The organism is Desulfoglaeba alkanexedens ALDC (assembly GCF_005377625.1).
GTDB classification, from domain to species: Bacteria; Desulfobacterota; Syntrophobacteria; order Syntrophobacterales; family DSM-9756; genus Desulfoglaeba; species Desulfoglaeba alkanexedens.
Genome location: NZ_CP040098.1, coordinates 2141496 through 2157482, shown reverse-complemented (window position 1 = coordinate 2157482; position 15987 = coordinate 2141496). Strand labels below are relative to the sequence as shown.

Sequence of the window (15987 nt, the reverse complement as noted above, 5' to 3'; positions counted from 1 at the left end):
GTTCAGGGGGTCACCCGCTTTCCGCCTCGGGTAGGTAGGGAATGTCGTCGGGGAGAAGTACTCGGACCACAGCGCCGCGCTTGCCCAGCGGTCCGAGCTCCTGCCCGTCCCAGGTAACTCGGATGCCGCCGCCGTTACCCACCCACAAGCGGACATTCTCCTGGACATCCCACTGTCGGATTTCGCCGGGCTTGAGAATACGGCTTTCTTTGGTCACACCATCCACCTGAATCTGGACCCAAGCGTCTTCCACGACTTCCAGCCTTATCCGGTGACCCGTCGGGCTGAGCGCCTTTGGGCCTTCGTCGCGCGCCAACCGATCCAGCGCTTCCAGGGGAGGCCGCACCTCCTCCAGAGTCACTAAGTCATCGCCGGAAAGCCGGGGCTCGGCCCCTTCCACGTCCGCCTCAGCGGTAGGGGACACGGTTTCGGGTTCGACCGTTTCGACGGCAGGAACAGGGACCTCACTCTCCGGCCTGTCCGGTCGGGAAAGTTTCTCTTCGTCGGGCGCCACCGCGGGCGCTTCGACTTTCTCCGCCGGCGTGCCGTCCTCCCTGGTGGCCAGATCCGCCGGCAGCTCCTGCTGCGGGTAAATGGCCGGCTGCTCGGGTTGAGTGAACCGGCTCACCTTTTCTTTCCACGTGGGAAACCAGACCGCCCCGGCAACGGCCGCCAACACCAGCAACACGATGGTGACCATCGTGTACGGCATACGACTCCGACGCGTCTTGGGCCCGGCGATCCTGCGCCGGTGACGGACCAGCCGCTCTTCCGGGTTGTCATAGCGCTGAATATCGGAACCGCATTTTTCCAAGACGGGCTCGGGGTCCAGCCCCAAAGCCCGGCAGTAGTTCCTCAGAAAGCTCCGGATGAGCAGCGCCGTACCGATCTCTTCGAAATGCCCGTTTTCGATGGCGCTAAGCATCTTGACGCTGATCCGGGTGTGCTCGGACACCGCTTCGAGTGTCAGATGTTGCCGCTCCCGTTCGTTTCTGAGATAGGCTCCGATATCTTCCATGGAAATCCGCGATTCTTCCGCCACGGTGGGTCAACCCCCTCTTTCTTCCGACACCCGAACGATGAACCTTCTTTGGTTTTCGGGATACCTACCCGGATCCCTCGGACGGCGGATCCAGATGCACTTCGATGAACGCCCGACGTTCCAAATCGCGAATCCATGCTTCGTACTTCCGGTTCACTTCCTCCTCGAAGAGCAACCGCCGGACCCGTTCCTTGGTATTCGCATCCGACGGGTCGGCCTTTTCTCGCTCGACTTCGATCACCTTCAGGATGTAAAACCCGGCCGGCGTCCGGACCACTTCCGAAATCCCCCCGGGCGGAAGGTCCCGGGTGGCGCGTTCCAGCGGCGGCGCCATGTCCCTAACCGAGATGAAACCGATGTCCCCACCCTCACGGGCCGCCGGGCCCTTCGAATGTTCGCGGGCAAGCCGAGCGAAATCTTCCCCGGCCAGGGCCCTGCGGCGGATGTCTTCGGCCCGGGCCTTGACCTGCTCCGTCTCATCCGGCGAAGCGTTCCCATCGAACGGCAGAAGGATCACCGCCAAGCGGCGGCGCTCTTCCCCCCCAATCCCCTCCCGGGCAAGGTACTGATCGACCTGCTCATCCGTGATCACCGTTTTCGACTTGACCACACGCTCGATGAGACGGCTCCGTTCCATGTCCCGCCGGACCTTGTCCCTGAAATCGGCCATGGTCTGACCTTCCTGGCTCAGGAGGTACTCCAACTGAGCGTCCGTCAGGTTGTTCTGAGCCTTGACGGTCTCGATGGCTCGCGTTACCTCGGCATCGCTCACGGAAACCTGGAGCCGCTTCACTTCCTGTTCCGCCAGCCGCTCCCGGATCATCTGCTGGAGGACTTCACGCCGGAAAGCCTCCGATTCCTTCGGCTCGAGCGAGGCGAGTTCAGGCGACGTCTTCTTCAACGCGTCCAGGCGTTCTTCCAATTCGCTGTTGAGGATCACGTCGTTGTTGACCACCGCCACGATCCAGTCGAGGGTTTCCGCGGCCGAGGCAAGCGGCGACAACAGGAATCCCGCCAGCATGACCCAGAAGACAACCCGTTCACGCATGCCTCACTCCCACCCCATATGCAATCTAAGTTACTGAATTGACTTGATGTCACTACCATGTTCCCCGAACGCTTGCAAGATCCTTTTCAGCCTTGCCAGGTGCCCCAGCGCCCCGCGGCCGGCCATCTCCAGGATCAGCTTCCTGGGGCCTTCCATCCGTGCGAAACACTTTTCATCCGCCAAGACTCGGCTCATCTTCTCGAAATCGATCGGTTCCAGGAAATGGAGGGTGTACGTCTGGAGGTCTCCTTCCAGCCGGGCGACCCGGCGGCGTTGGAGCAGCAGGCGGATCTTGGCGAGCAGGGCCAGCGCCTTGGCGCTGTCGGGAAGCGGTCCGAACCGATCGCGCCATTCCCGGGCCAAGTCGTCCACGTCGCCTTCCTCCGAAACCCCGGCCAGGCGCTTGTAGGCCAGGAGCCGCTGGTCGGTGTCCGGCACGTAAGCTTCCGGCAGAAAAGCGGAAACCGGAACGGTGATTTCGGGATCAAACGCTTCCTCTTCAACCGGTTCGCCCTTGAGCTGTCTGACCGTCTTTTCCAGCAGTTCCAGGTACAGTTCGTAGCCCACGGCCGAAATATGGCCGGATTGGGCGGCGCCGAGAATCGCCCCGCCGCCGCGAATCTGCAGGTCGTTCAGGGCGATCTTGAAGCCCGAACCCAGTTCGCTGAAATCCATGAGGGCCCGGAGCCGTTTCTGGGCGTCGCGGGTCACCAGGTGTTCCCCCGGGATGAGCAGGTAGGCGTAAGCCTGCTCGCTGGATCGCCCGACCCGCCCTCTGAGCTGGTAGATCTGAGCCAGCCCCATCTTGTCCGCTCGGTTGATAATGATGGTGTTGGCCGCCGGAATATCCAACCCCGATTCGATGATGGTGGTACAGACCAGGACATCCAGTTCTCGGCCGATGAATTCGAACATCACCTTTTCCAGGTCTCGTTCCTTCATCTGACCGTGGGCCACGCCGATCCGCGCTTCCGGCACCAGCTTGCGCAGCCGGTTCGCCACCTGGAGGATGCTTTGTACGTGGTTGTGGACAAAGAAGACCTGGCCTCCGCGCTGGAGTTCCCGGTGGATGGCCTCCCGGATGGTGAATTCATCGTAGGTGCAGACGGCGGTTTCCACGGCCTTGCGGTCTTCGGGAGGCGTTTCGATGGTGCTGAGATCCCGGATGCCGGTGAGAGCCATGTGGAGTGTCCTGGGGATGGGGGTGGCCGTGAGGGTCAGCACGTCCACGGACACCCGCAGCTGCTTCAGTCTTTCCTTGTGCTTCACGCCGAAGCGCTGTTCTTCGTCGATGATGAGAAGCCCCAGTTCTCGAAACTGCACGTCCTTCTGCAGCAGCCGGTGGGTGCCCACGACGACGTCCACCGCACCGGCTTTCAGCCCGTCCAGCACCTGCCGCTGCTGAGCGGCCGTCTTGAACCGGCTCAGGACTTCCACCCGCACGGGAAAGCCGTTGAACCGTTCCTTGAAGGTCTGGTAATGCTGCTCCGCCAGGACCGTCGTGGGAACCAGCATGGCCACCTGCTTGCCGTCCATCACCGCTTTGAAGGCCGCCCGGATGGCGACTTCGGTCTTCCCGTAACCCACATCGCCGCAGATGAGCCGATCCATGGTCTTCTGCGAACACATGTCCTCCAGGACTTCTTCGATGGCACGGATCTGGTCGGCGGTCTCCTCGTACGCAAAGGTCGCCTCGAATTCGCGGTACAGGCTGTCCGGAGGCGAAAACCGGATGCCTTCCCTCACCTGTCGCATGGCGTAGAGCTTCAGCAATTCTTCGGCCACCCGGCAGGCCGACTCCCGGGCCTTCTTCTTGGCCGCCTCCCAGGACTTACCCCCCAACTTGTCCACCCGTGGATCTTCGCCTTCGATCCCCAGGTACTTCTGGATCTTCTGAAGCTTGTCCACGGGGACGTAAAGCCGGTCACCGTCCTGGTATTCCAGGTGCAAAAAGTCCCCTTCGACCCCTCCGACCTGCAGGTGCATCAGTCCTTTGTACACGCCGATCCCATGGTCCACATGGACCACGAAATCCCCGGCATGAAGATCCTGGAATGAGCTAAGAAAGATCCCGGCCACCGACGCCTTGGCCCGCCTCCGGGGCCGCCGCCTGCCGAAAATCTCTTCCTCGCTGACCACCGACAGTTTCTCCGAAGGCCAGAAAAAGCCCCTGTGCAGGGGTCCCACCACCACCGCCGTGGTTCCGGCATCAAAGCCGTCTCGGATGGCGGCGGCAGGCTGCGGCCGGGCCTCCAGGCCATAGTCGGAAAGCAGCGACGCCAGCCGGGCTCCCTGTTCCTTCTGGCCGCAGACCAGGACCGTTCGGATGTCCCGGTCCTGCCAGCGTTTGATTTGTTGCGACAGAGGTTCGAGAAGCCGCTCCCGGCTGCGGTGGGATTTCACCGCAGCGAGGAGGTCGTCCTGACCGCTCACGGCCAGGTTCAAGCGCCCGCCCCCGCCCTCCCCCGAAAGGGCGTTGATCCGGATCTCCCGGACCGTCTCCGCCCGCTCCAGAACCATTTCCGGCTCCACAAACAGCTCTTCAGGCGGCCTTCTCCAGTCCTGCTCCGTACGACTACGGTCCCATTCCCACAACACCCGCTGGTAGGCTTCGTGCATCTCTTTCTGAAGAGCCGCCGCATCGGTCCAAACGAGCAGGCTTTGAGGGTCCAGGTAGTCGAAGAGCGACCCCAGTTCTCCGTAAAATACGGGCAAGACCGGTTCGAAGGCGGCCAGTTGATGGCCCTCCTGGAGCTTTTCCAACCAGGCGCTGCCGGCCGCCGGGGTGAGCCGCCCGCGCTGGATGTCTTCCATGAGCGCCCGTTCCGCCCGTTCCCGCCCGGCCGCCTCCAGCACGATTTCGCTCGCCGGAAGCAGGATCGCGTCCTCCATGGTGGCCAGCGACCTCTGGCTGCTGGGATGAAACAGCCGGATGGATTCCAGTTGGTCACCGAAAAATTCCAGGCGGAGCGGCCAGCCGTAGAGCGGTGCGAAGATATCGAGCACTCCGCCTCTAAGGCTCAGATCCCCGTACTCCTCCACCAGAGACACGTTGTAATAGCCGCGTTCCACCAGCCGGCGGCGAAAGGCTTCCAGTGGGATTTCTTCTCCGGCGACTCGACATTCCGCGTGCCGCAGCAGCACTTCCGGCGGAACCACGCGTTCGATGAGGGCGAGTGCTGAGGTAACGACCACCGAAGGCCGGGGAGCATTCCGCAGGGCATAGAGAGCTTCCATGCGGCGGGCAATGGCTTCGGCTTTTCCAAGTACCTGGGCCTTGTGGCCCGACCGGGAAGGGAGTGTCCAGACCCGCCGTTCCAGAGGCACATCGGGTTTGAGCCGTTTCTTCCCCAGGAAGAAGCGGATTTCGTCGGCCAGCTGTTCCGCTTCCCGGTCTGTGGCGGTCACGACCACCATGTGGCGCGATGCGAGATCGAGGATCCGAGACACCAAGTAGGCCGCCGCGGAACTCGGAAAGCCCGAAACGGCAAGCGACTCCGATGAACTCCTCAAAAAAGCACGAACGTCTTCCAGCGTCGCCGATGGGACGTCGCTCGCCGCACGACCCGGGCGAACCACCGTTTCAGTTGCAGGTTCCAAAGGCTTCTTTATCCTCCTCGCGTTTTATCGGTACCCGTTTCCGTCTCCTCCATATAAACCAACATGGGCATGGAAAAAAGTTCCCCGTTGATGCTATGGTGCAACCGCGTCCCGATATTCGAAAACCGTTGGAATCGAGGTCCCACGAACATGGAGCCGTCTCTCCAGGATCTGCTTCGGAAACTGCCGAGCGTGGACGAACTGCTCAAGACCGAACCCATCCGCGAAGCCCTCACGCACTACCCCAGAACACTGGTGGTCCAGGCCGTCCGATCCGTTCTGGAAGCCGGGCGCGATCGCATCATCCAGGATCCCGAAAGCGCCGCCCCAGTGACCCTGGACGTCCCGGTCCTGGTGCAACAAGCGTTGAGCCGGATGGAGGATCTGAACCGCTTCACGCTCCAACCCGTGGTGAACGCCACAGGCATCGTGATCCACACCAACCTGGGCCGATCCCTCCTCGCGGAAGAAGCCGTTCAGCGCCTCCAAATCCTCTGCCGATCCTACAACAACCTGGAATACGATCTGGAGCGGGGAAGGCGCGGTTCCCGCTACGTGCATGCCGAAGCCCTGCTCTGCGAACTAACGGGCGCCGAAGCCGCACTCGTCGTGAACAACAACGCCGCGGCCGTCTTCCTGGTCCTGAATACCCTGGCGAAGAACCGGGAAGTGATCGTCTCCCGCGGCCAATTGGTGGAAATCGGCGGGTCGTTTCGAATTCCGGATGTCATGACCTCGAGCGGCGCAGTTCTGAAGGAGGTTGGTTGCACCAACCGGACCCACCTGAGAGACTACGAAGCGGCCGTCACCGACGCCACGGCGCTCCTCATGAAGGTCCACTGCAGCAACTACCGGGTCGTGGGCTTCACGGCGGAAGTTTCCCTGGAGGAACTGGTGGCGCTGGGTCGCCGGTTTGGACTTCCGGTGGTGGAAGATTTGGGAAGCGGCTCACTGGTTGACCTTTCACCCTTCGGCCTACGAAAGGAACCCACGGCCCAGGAAACCGTGCGGGCGGGGGCCGACGCGGTCACCTTCAGCGGGGACAAGCTCCTGGGCGGCCCCCAGGCCGGAATCATCCTCGGCCGCGAAGAAATCGTACGCCGGTGCCGGCAAAACCCCATCACCCGCGCCCTTCGCGTGGACAAGATGACGCTGGCCGCCCTGGAAAGCACCCTTCGCCTCTACCGGGACGAACGCCGGGCCTTCGAACGCATCCCCACGCTCGAAATGATCGCCCTCCAATTGGACACACTTCAGCAACGTGCTGAAGCATTGGCCGGCTTGGTCCGTGAAGTGGACGCAGCCGGGCGGCTGAGTGTTTCGGTGGAAAAGAACGCCTCCCAGGTGGGCGGCGGATCGCTTCCCGCCCAGGATCTCCCCACCTGGGCGGTTTCGGTCGTCATGAAAGACCTCGGCGCTTCCGCCCTGGAACGAGCGCTCCGGCGAAACGAACCGCCGGTCATCGGAAGGATCGAATCGGATCGACTGCTTCTGGACGTGCGCACCCTTCGGCCGGAAGATTCCGGGATCATCCGCGACGCCTTTGCGAAGATCCTCCGAAAAGACGCCGAGCATTGATGGACACTCGTGCCAAAGGCGGCCCACATATCCGCGGCTCAGGCGAGAAGGTAGAAGCCCAGGGCGCGATCCGGGGGGCCGTCGTTCACAAACTCCGCCCCAACGGTTCGGTCCCGAACGCTCCGCACCACCACCGATTTGTGGATCCAGGTACCGTGGGTATCGTTAAGGCGAAACCTCACCTTCACGATATCCCCATCTCTGAGGGAATGCGGCTCCACCGTGCGGAAACTCAAACCGCCCAGCGACAGGTCCTCCACGAACATCTCTCGCTCCCAGCCGGGGACTTCCACTCGAGCATAGGTACCAGGGAGGTTCACATCTTTGCGGTAATACCTGCGTCTTTCGAAGAGCACCTGGAAAACCGCCCCGCACGAGCACTTAACCCGGACGCTTTTTCCGGCATAGGTTTCGTGAACCCCGGAAATCTTCTTGGTTCTTCCGCAGGCATCACAGTGAACCAGCGCCTCGCCGTCCGCTCCCACTGGGATTTTTTTGATTTTGCTCAACGTGTCAAACCCTGTCGTCCAGTGCCCATGGTTTTTCCCTCACCACCATGCCACTTGCTCCGGCCAATAATACGCAAGCTCCCGAGCTGTCAAACCTTTTTCCGCAAGAAGCCGCGCAAGTCTGGAAGGACGCGCCGAGATCTGTTAAGAACAACCGCACGCATTGAGACTTCGTTCACCCGGAGCGAGACATGCCGGCATGCTTTGAAGTGTATGTTGAGACTCATTTCTCGGCGGCTCATCGCCTGAAAGGCTATCCGGGCGACTGCGCCCGTCTCCACGGCCACAACTGGATGGTGGAAGTCACCGTTCGGTGCACGCAACTCGACGCGCTCGGAATCGGGATCGATTTCCGGGACGTCCGGACCGCCCTCAAGGAAGCGGTGGCGGACTTGGACCATCAGGACCTGGGCGAGATCCCCGCCTTTCGTGCGCAAAACCCCACGTCGGAAAACATCGCCCGGTACCTGTATCGCGAACTTTCCAGCAAACTCGACGACGCTTCACGAAGAGTCTCCAAGGTGAAGGTCTGCGAAACGCCCGGAGCCGGCGCCTTGTATTGGGAGGAATGATTGGGGCTTCGCGTCCATGAAATCTTCCGCAGCATTCAGGGTGAATCGACCCGAGCCGGATGGCCCTGCGTGTTCGTTCGGCTCACCGGCTGCAACCTGCGCTGCACCTACTGCGACACCCGCTACGCCTACGACCGGGGCGAGGACATGGCCGTCGAAGACATCCTGGAACGCATCGCCGCCTGGAACTGCAACCTGGTGGAAATCACCGGGGGCGAACCGCTGATCCAGGAAGAAACCCCGGTTCTCGCGGCCCGCCTCCTGGAACGGGGTAAGACGGTGCTGCTTGAAACCAACGGGAGCCGGAACATCGGGGAAGTGGACGAGCGCTGCGTGAGGATCGTGGACTTCAAGTGCCCTTCCAGCGGAGAATCCTCCGCCAACGATTACGGAAACCTGGAACGCCTTTCGCCCCGGGACGAAGTGAAGCTGGTGGTGGCCGACCGATCCGACTACGAGTTCGCCCGCGACCTCTACCACCGGATACGGCGGCGGGGAGTGACTTCGCCGGTTCACTTCTCGCCCGTTTTCGGGATCCTGGCGCCTTCCCGGCTGGCGGGTTGGATCCTTTCCGACGGGCTGCAAGTCCGCCTCAACCTGCAGCTCCATAAATTCATCTGGGACCCGGATGCCCGCGGCGTATGAGCCTGCCGGGGTAACCGTTCAGCAGAAGAGCGACGTTCATGCAGCATCAAACATCCATCCCCAAGGCAGTGGTGATCCTTTCGGGGGGGCTGGATTCCAGCACATGCCTGGCCGTGGCCGCCGACCAAGGCTTCGAACCCTGCGCCCTCACCTTCGACTACGGCCAGCGGCATCGCGTGGAACTGGAAGCGGCCCGCAGGGTCGCCCGGTCCTTCGGTGTCAGCCATCATCTGGTGCTCGAACTTCCGCTTCGCAAAATCGGGCGCTCGGCGCTCACCGACAACATGGAAGTTCCCAAAGACCGGTCGGAAATCGGCGGCTCCACCATCCCGGTGACGTATGTCCCGGCCCGGAACACCATCTTTCTATCCCTGGCCCTGGGGTGGGCCGAAGTGCTGGGGGCGGCCGACATCTTCATCGGAGTGAACGCACTCGATTACTCGGGCTACCCCGACTGCCGGCCCGAATACATCCGAGCCTTCGAGCGGATGGCCAACCTGGCACTCAAGGAAACCGTCGAAGGGCGCCTCACCATCCGCATCCACACGCCGCTCATCCACCTCTCCAAAGCCGAAATCATCCGAAAAGGCGTCGCACTGGGTGTGGATTACAGCCTCACGCTGTCCTGTTACGACCCGGACCCCGAAGGACGTGCCTGCGGGCGCTGCGACAGTTGCCGCCTCCGGAAAAGGGGATTCCAGGAAGCCGGCATTCCAGATCCTACGCCCTATGTGGACTGAAGGACCAGAAGCGGTCCTCCAGCAGATCCGGAACGATTTCCGCCAGGAAATAGGCGGACCGGCCGCACAGCCAGAGTTCGGTGATCCCCACCACCAAGGCGGCCGGCACATGAGCACCGCCTGTCGCGGGTGCCGGATTCTTTCGGCGTTCCGCTGGTTCCGACGTTATTTTCCGGCGGTTCACACGCAGGCTTCGGGGACGAGCGGGTGACGGCTCTTTCCAGACGAATTCAGCGGCAGACCTCTCCGTCCGCCGGTTTCGCTCCGGGAGTACAACTCCCACCGACCTCCCATCCCCACAGGTCCGGTGTGCCGGTGAGCGCCAGATAGGCCAGCCCTTCCGAAGTGCTGACAGCGCGGCCGTCGCGGGTGATGAGAAACGGCACCGCCTCCCAGCCTTTTTTGCTGCAATACCGATTGTTGTCCCTCACGATGGCGAGGTGCGCGAACAGGCATTTCACGAAATTCTTGTCATTGCAGTTTTCACGAGCAAGTTTCACCACCGCATCGAAACTCCAAGCCTGCGGACAAAGGTCCACCTGGTCTCCCAAGCCGGCAGTGTCCAAGATTCGCAGAAACTCGTGGCATTGAGAACACAGGGGTTCGAAGACGACCACCGGGTTGCGGCCCGCGACTTCCTCGATCCGGTCCACGGCCGGATTATCGCACAAGACACCGCAGTTCATGACCGCCAGCAGCCCCGCACTCAGTGCAGCCACCGAAAGAGCGGTCCCGAACGCGGCGGCTCTCACCCTAAGTGGGAGCCCTGGTACCAGGATAAGGTAAGCGACGAAAATCGACGTAAAAACAAGGCATTCTCTGCAATACAACCCCAGGAGGACCTGGTAGAGAACCAGGGCGCCTTCCACCAGGGCACCGGCGAAAACCCCCCAAGCCCAGAAGCGGGGGGCCATCCTCCGGGCCGCCGGAAGAAACAGACAGTAAGCCATCCCCACGAACCAAAGGGCCGGATGCTGAACGGCCTGGCACCCCAGGGAAGCGCACCCGCCGAACCGTTCGAAAACGTTGAAAAGGCAATAGCCGAAACCCAGCAGGGAAAGAGCGTCTCCCAGGTTCCACCTCATCAGACCGACCACCTTCCACATCTTTGCCATCTCCCGAGTAAGAGTCCATCAGCGCTTTGCACCATCACTGAGTACTTGTCCGAAAGCAGTTTTTCAGCCATAAAACGGCAAGATCTTTCAAAATCTTTAATCTCCAGCGGGTACTACGAGGGGGGGGGATCCCGGTGATTCATGCACACCAAGGCCACTCCCCCCGGTTCCATGGGTCCGAAGGTGGAAACCTGCATTGAGTTTCTGGTGTGGCGAAGGCTACCACCGCGGTGGCCTTGCGGGTGATAGCCCGCGTTCCGTCCGGTTCCGCCGCCACCACACATTCCATGCGGGATTCCGCAAGCAGCATCCACTTTCCTGGTTCCACCTTGTTCCCAAGCTCCAGCTTGGGAACACAACTGTGCAGAAGCTCCAGCTTCGATTCCCATGAGTCCGTGACCCATGCACCTCATCGCGAGGAGCCCCAGATCTACCGAAAACCATGCAATCGTTCAAATCTTTGGTAGGGTTCTAACGTGGAGACCTTAAGCAAAAAGGATAACGAAGGTCAAAAAATCCCCCTCTCCCTTGATGGGAGAGGGTTGGGGTGAGGGTCAGAAAATTAACGTATGTCAATCAGTTACATTCCCCTCCCCTTAATCCCCTCCCACAAGGGGAGGGGAAATAGAATTTGGCATCAAATATTAGATCTATTATTTTCTACGCTACCAATCCTCTACAGCGAGGCGAAGCTGGAGCTTCCCGGGCAGGCCGTTCCCAAGCCTGAGCTTGGGAACGAGGGGAACGGCGCCCGCAGCAAACGGCGCCGCCTTGCCCTCTTCACAGGGATAATGCTATGAGAGGAAAAATCAGATCGACCCCTGATTCCTGATTTGAAGGAGTTCCGCATGCATTCGGCGATACCTTTGACTGAAAAGGTCTTTTGGGTAGGTGTGAACGACCACGAAACCGACCTCTTCGAAGCCCTCTGGCCTCTGCCCTACGGCATTTCCTACAACGCCTATCTCATCGTGGACGACCGAACCGTGCTGGTCGATGCCGTCAAGGGCCATTTCCTCGACGAACACGTCAACCGCATCCGTGAAGCCCTTCCTGCTGGCCGATCCATCGACTACCTGGTCGTCAATCACGTGGAACCGGACCACACAGGAGCTCTACGGATTCTGAGGGAGCTGTTTCCGAGCATTCGAGTGGTCGGAAACAAAAAGACCCTGGAACTCTTGGCCGGCTTTTACGGCGCCGGCGGAGACACCCATGTGGTGCAGGACGGCGATGTCTTGGATCTGGGAACGCATCGGCTCACCTTCCACCTCACGCCGATGGTTCATTGGCCCGAAACGATGATGACCTTCGAGGCTTCGACCGGCATCTTGTTCTCCGGAGACGCCTTCGGGGGCTATGGAACCGTCGATCGGGGGCTGTTCGACGACGAGATGGACCTCGCGTTTTTCGAAAGCGAGACATTGCGCTACTACGCGAACATAATCGGCCGTTACAGCCAGATGGTCCAGAAGGCCATCGCCAAAGTCGGAACCCTCGGCATCAAGATCCTCGCCCCTACTCACGGTGCGGTCTGGCGCACACAGCCCCGAGTCGCCGTGGACTGGTACGACCGTTGGAGCCGTCAGGAAACCAAATCTGCGGCGGTCGTGGCCTACGGCTCCATGTACGGAAACACCCAGAAGATGGCCGAACGCGTCGCCCGGGCTCTGGTGGACGCAGGCATTCGCACCCTGGTGCACAATCTTTCGCATTCCCATGCGTCCTACGTGCTTCGAGACATCTGGACAAGTCGCGCCCTGGTGCTGGCTTCACCCACCTACAACACCGGCCTTTTCCCCACCATGGACGACCTGGTCCGGCTGTTGGAAAACAAGCTCATCAAAGACCGACTGCTGGGCGTGGTGGGTTCGTACGGCTGGACGGGCGGCGCCGCAAAGGCACTCACCGCCTTCGCCGAAAGATCCAAGTGGCGGATAGTGGAACCGGTCGTGGAAGTCCGGTGTGCCGCGGGGGATCAGGATCTGGAGCGCTGCGCGCAGTTGGGAAGGAACCTGGCGGCCGCCGTCCGGGCGTGATCCGGCTTTCTAGCCGCCATCCGCTTCCTGCACGAAGCCGTTCGGCAACCCCAGCGAAAAAAGGATTCCCAAGGCGTCCGAGTATTCTTTCTCGGTGACTTTTCGGTCCAGCGGCGGCCGATTCAGCGCCTTGTGAGCGGGAAAGTATTGGTGCAGGAGGCTCACCCATGTCTGTGGACCCAGTTGCGAGCGGATGAATTCCAGGCAATCGCCCGTCCCGGCGAGCCCTTCGGGGAGTACCATGTGGCGGACCATGAGCCCGCGGAAGGCGATGCCTTGGCGATCCAGCTGCAAGGGCCCCACCTGCTCCGCCATGACCTTCAGCGCCCTTCGGTTCGCCTCCACATAATCGGCGCGCCCCGAGAGGGCGAGGCTCACCGCAGGATCCGCGTACTTGATGTCCGGCAGATACACATCCACGATCCCGTCCAGAAGTCTCAAGATTTCCACCCGTTCGTAGCCGCTCGTATTATACACGATCGGCAACCGAAACCCCATGGGAACGGCCAGGCAGAGCGCTCGAACGAACGCGGGCACCTGGTGGGTGGGCGTAACCAGATTGAGGTTGTGGGCGCCCCGGCACTGCAGCCGGAACATTTCTTCAGCGAGCGCTTCCACCGTCAGTTCGCGCCCCACACCCAGCTGGCTGATGGGGTAGTTCTGGCAGAAGAGGCACCGCAGGGTGCATCCTGAGAAAAACAGGGTTCCCGACCCGCGAGTTCCCGACAGGGGCGGTTCTTCCCAGGGATGGATGCTCGCCGCCGCGATTTTCGGACGCGCCCCGACCCCGCAGGCCCCGATCCGACCGGCCTTTCGGTTCACGCCGCACCGGCGCGGGCAAAGCTCGCAGGCTTCGAGGATCGTTTCGAGTGCAACCGCCCGCCGTTCCAGTTCGCCGGTTCTGAAGAGTCGCAGATACCCCGGCCGAACCTCTTCAAAACCGCCTTTGTTCTTGAACATGCCGCTCGCGTCCATGGCCGCCGCAAACTCCGCCGCCCGCTTCATTTCCGCCGGAACTCGGGACCGCGGATCTCGGCTTCCTCCGGCATCTTCGGATGGGCGCCTGAGCCTTCGAGCCACGGCACATCCAGCAATTCGCTGAACCGCTTGAGGGCTTCCGGGTTCCTGTCGATGACCACCACTTCCTTGCTTTCGGAGGCCAGCCGGTGAACGATATGGAACCCGACCTCCCCCGCCCCCACAATGATGACCTTCACAAATGCTCCTCAGCAGACTTGTGTCACGCGTATGTGGTCCCGATACTCCTTCCACGGTGTTGACCGGTACCGGCACCTCGTTTAACAGATCCTCAGTTAGGGCACAACGGGGAGGCGCTGAGCCACAATTTTCTAAACATCTGATACGTTTTGTGTCATGGGAAGATCCGCGGGGCTGTTCGAAAAGAGGGTTGGGTGAAGCCGGCCGCACGGGCCGCTTCCGCCGACCGTTGGGATCACATCACAGGATCGAAAGGGGAATCACGGTCACATGTCCCTTTGGAACCGGCGGCAGCGCATGGGATCCGCAGCTCTCCTCATGGGCGGAAGCGTTCTCCTTTCGCGATTCATGGGACTCGCCCGGGACAAGGTGATTTCTTACTATTTCGGCGCCACCCGCGAGTCGGACATCTACTTCGCGGCCTTCGTGATCCCGGATTTCATCAATTACCTGCTGGCCGGAGCCTATTTTTCCATCACGCTCATCCCCATCCTGGCCGAACGGTTCCGCGAAGACGAAAAAGACGGCTGGCGGTTCTTTTCCGCCGCCGTCACCTGGGTGGGACTGGCCGTAAGCATCCTCACGGTTGCGGCCTTCATCCTGGCTCCGGAACTGGCCCGCTTGGCGGCCCCGGGCTTGGACGCCGAAGGCCACGCACGGCTCGCCCGCTTTCTCCGCATCATCGTCCCGGCACAGGCGGCCTTTCTCACCGGAGCCTGCTTCACCGCGATCCTTTACCTGAGGAAACAATTCTTCATCCCGGCGGTGAGCCCTCTGGTCTATAATTTGGTGATCATTTCAGCCGGTATCTGGATGCGCCGCCGCGGCATGGAAGGGTTCTGCTGGGGCGTCCTGTGGGGGGCGTTTCTCGGGAACTTCCTTCTTCCGGTTCTGGCCGTCCGGCAGGGAGCCGGCATGACGTTCATTCCCCGATTCCGCCACCCGCAACTCAAGCGGTTTTTCCTTCTGGCCCTTCCGCTCATGCTGGGGCAGTCCATCGTGGTGCTGGACGAGCAGCTGATCCGCATCTTCGGCTCACTCGCCGGAACGGGAGCCGTCAGCTGGCTCAATTACGCCCGCCGGATCATGCTGGTCCCGGTGGGCGTGGTCGCCCAGGCGGCCGGCGTGGCCTCATATCCGTTCCTCGCCGAACTTTTCGCCAGGAAAGACACGGTCGGCTTCTTCAACACCCTCAACACGGCGCTTCGAAACACACTCGTCGTCCTGGTCCCCCTGACGGTCTGGATGATGATCGTCGCCCGCCCCACCGTCACGCTCATCTTCCAGCAAGGGTCTTTTACGGCTCACGACGCCGCCCGGACGGCCGCTGTCCTTCAGATCTTTCTCGCGGTGGTTTTCTGCTGGGGATTTCAGCAGATCCTGGGAAGAGGATTCTACGCCATGCAGGATACGGTGACGCCCGTGGTCGTGGGAACCCTGGCCACCCTGGCCGCCGTCCCCTTCTACTTCTTCGGAAGCCGCTGGTTCCATGCGCACGGAGTGGCCGTTGCCAGCGCCGTGTCCCTCGGACTCTATACCCTCGCCCTGGCCCTCTGGTGGCGGCACCGCTTTGGAAGCGCCGTGTTCAAGGGTCTCGGAACCATGCTCATCAAGATCCTCGCCGTGTCGGCCGCAGCCTCTCTTCCCGCCCTTCTTCCGATTCGAATCGCCTCATCCCTTCAGGACGCCCACCCATACGCGGCGTCTTTCGGCGCCATCGCGGGAAGCGGGCTGCTGTTCGGCATGGCGTTTCTTGCGGCCGGTCGGAGGTTCCTTCCGGAAATGGTCGCTCCCTTGTGGGAGCGGTTCGTGAAACGGCGGTGAAACGAGTCCGCAGGGATTGATGCCGTCTTTGGAAGCCTTTCGTCGCGGCCTGGGCCG

Annotated in this window: 14 protein-coding genes; 6 read left to right on the top strand and 8 right to left on the bottom strand. The window is 61.5% G+C overall.

What is annotated here, in order from left to right; genetic code table 11:
- Window positions 1-10 precede the first annotated feature (10 nt).
- The 3 genes from FDQ92_RS09795 to mfd form a co-directional block, all read right to left on the bottom strand.
- The gene (locus FDQ92_RS09795; RefSeq protein WP_137424587.1) at window positions 11-1042 is read right to left on the bottom strand and encodes a helix-turn-helix domain-containing protein; all 1032 of its coding nucleotides are present in this window, start codon (window positions 1040-1042) and stop codon (window positions 11-13) included.
- A gap of 64 nt (window positions 1043-1106) precedes the next feature.
- On the bottom strand, window positions 1107-2090 hold the full coding sequence (locus FDQ92_RS09790) for a peptidylprolyl isomerase (RefSeq protein ID WP_137424586.1): 984 nt from the start codon (window positions 2088-2090) through the stop codon (window positions 1107-1109).
- A 30-nt stretch (window positions 2091-2120) separates the two neighbouring features.
- Window positions 2121-5690 carry a transcription-repair coupling factor gene (gene mfd / locus FDQ92_RS09785; RefSeq protein WP_137424585.1) on the bottom strand — a complete coding sequence of 1190 codons (3570 nt, stop codon included), beginning with the start codon at window positions 5688-5690 and terminating at the stop codon, window positions 2121-2123.
- A gap of 150 nt (window positions 5691-5840) precedes the next feature.
- Here mfd and selA point away from each other — a divergent pair, with 150 nt between their 5' ends.
- Window positions 5841-7268: an L-seryl-tRNA(Sec) selenium transferase gene (gene selA, locus FDQ92_RS09780; protein ID WP_137424584.1), complete on the top strand. Its 1428-nt coding sequence runs from the start codon at window positions 5841-5843 to the stop codon at window positions 7266-7268.
- A gap of 38 nt (window positions 7269-7306) precedes the next feature.
- On the opposite strand, the gene FDQ92_RS09775 is transcribed toward selA, so the two are convergent.
- Entirely contained in the window at window positions 7307-7777 is a 471-nt protein-coding gene (locus FDQ92_RS09775; RefSeq protein WP_137424583.1) for a PilZ domain-containing protein, read from the bottom strand.
- 191 nt (window positions 7778-7968) lie between these two features.
- Between FDQ92_RS09775 and queD the strand changes: the two genes are divergently transcribed.
- The 3 genes from queD to queC are packed head-to-tail and all read left to right on the top strand — an operon-like array spanning window position 7969 to window position 9734.
- Window positions 7969-8349, top strand: a complete 381-nt coding sequence (gene queD, locus FDQ92_RS09770) for a 6-carboxytetrahydropterin synthase QueD (protein ID WP_137424582.1) — start codon at window positions 7969-7971, stop codon at window positions 8347-8349.
- Window positions 8350-8994 carry a radical SAM protein gene (locus FDQ92_RS09765; protein WP_137424581.1) on the top strand — a complete coding sequence of 215 codons (645 nt, stop codon included), beginning with the start codon at window positions 8350-8352 and terminating at the stop codon, window positions 8992-8994.
- A gap of 38 nt (window positions 8995-9032) precedes the next feature.
- Window positions 9033-9734: a 7-cyano-7-deazaguanine synthase QueC gene (gene queC, locus FDQ92_RS09760; protein ID WP_137424580.1), complete on the top strand. Its 702-nt coding sequence runs from the start codon at window positions 9033-9035 to the stop codon at window positions 9732-9734.
- On the opposite strand, the gene FDQ92_RS15960 is transcribed toward queC, so the two are convergent.
- A complete protein-coding gene (locus tag FDQ92_RS15960; RefSeq protein WP_281276809.1) occupies window positions 9715-9843 on the bottom strand; it encodes a hypothetical protein in 129 nt (42 codons plus the stop codon). The two genes, queC and FDQ92_RS15960, sit on opposite strands and share 20 nt — an antisense overlap.
- 121 nt (window positions 9844-9964) lie before the next feature.
- A complete protein-coding gene (locus FDQ92_RS09755) occupies window positions 9965-10840 on the bottom strand; it encodes a hypothetical protein (protein WP_137424579.1) in 876 nt (291 codons plus the stop codon).
- An 857-nt stretch (window positions 10841-11697) separates the two neighbouring features.
- On the opposite strand from FDQ92_RS09755, the gene FDQ92_RS09750 reads away from it, so the two are divergent.
- Window positions 11698-12888 (top strand): FprA family A-type flavoprotein, encoded by a 1191-nt coding sequence (locus FDQ92_RS09750; RefSeq protein ID WP_137424577.1) that lies wholly within the window; start codon window positions 11698-11700, stop codon window positions 12886-12888.
- Window positions 12889-12897: 9 nt separating this feature from the next.
- Here the strand turns inward: FDQ92_RS09750 and FDQ92_RS09745 are convergent, their stop codons facing one another.
- On the bottom strand, window positions 12898-13893 hold the full coding sequence (locus FDQ92_RS09745; RefSeq protein ID WP_246041658.1) for a radical SAM protein: 996 nt from the start codon (window positions 13891-13893) through the stop codon (window positions 12898-12900).
- Window positions 13890-14105: an NAD-binding protein gene (locus tag FDQ92_RS09740; protein WP_137424575.1), complete on the bottom strand. Its 216-nt coding sequence runs from the start codon at window positions 14103-14105 to the stop codon at window positions 13890-13892. The genes FDQ92_RS09745 and FDQ92_RS09740 overlap by 4 nt, the downstream gene beginning before the upstream one ends.
- A 271-nt stretch (window positions 14106-14376) precedes the next feature.
- Between FDQ92_RS09740 and murJ the strand changes: the two genes are divergently transcribed.
- Window positions 14377-15930 (top strand): murein biosynthesis integral membrane protein MurJ, encoded by a 1554-nt coding sequence (gene murJ, locus FDQ92_RS09735; RefSeq protein ID WP_137424573.1) that lies wholly within the window; start codon window positions 14377-14379, stop codon window positions 15928-15930.
- Window positions 15931-15987 lie beyond the last annotated feature (57 nt).

What these genes read in the sequence shown, in the direction of transcription:
- FDQ92_RS09790 (WP_137424586.1), bottom strand. Translation starts at nt 2,090, where the DNA reads ATGCGTGAACGGGTTGTCTTCTGGGTCATGCTGGCGGGATTCCTGTTG.
- selA (WP_137424584.1), top strand. Translation starts at nt 5,841, where the DNA reads ATGGAGCCGTCTCTCCAGGATCTGCTTCGGAAACTGCCGAGCGTGGAC.
- queD (WP_137424582.1), top strand. Translation starts at nt 7,969, where the DNA reads ATGCCGGCATGCTTTGAAGTGTATGTTGAGACTCATTTCTCGGCGGCT.
- queC (WP_137424580.1), top strand. Translation starts at nt 9,033, where the DNA reads ATGCAGCATCAAACATCCATCCCCAAGGCAGTGGTGATCCTTTCGGGG.
- FDQ92_RS09755 (WP_137424579.1), bottom strand. Translation starts at nt 10,840, where the DNA reads ATGTGGAAGGTGGTCGGTCTGATGAGGTGGAACCTGGGAGACGCTCTT.
- FDQ92_RS09750 (WP_137424577.1), top strand. Translation starts at nt 11,698, where the DNA reads ATGCATTCGGCGATACCTTTGACTGAAAAGGTCTTTTGGGTAGGTGTG.
- FDQ92_RS09745 (WP_246041658.1), bottom strand. Translation starts at nt 13,893, where the DNA reads ATGAAGCGGGCGGCGGAGTTTGCGGCGGCCATGGACGCGAGCGGCATG.
- murJ (WP_137424573.1), top strand. Translation starts at nt 14,377, where the DNA reads ATGTCCCTTTGGAACCGGCGGCAGCGCATGGGATCCGCAGCTCTCCTC.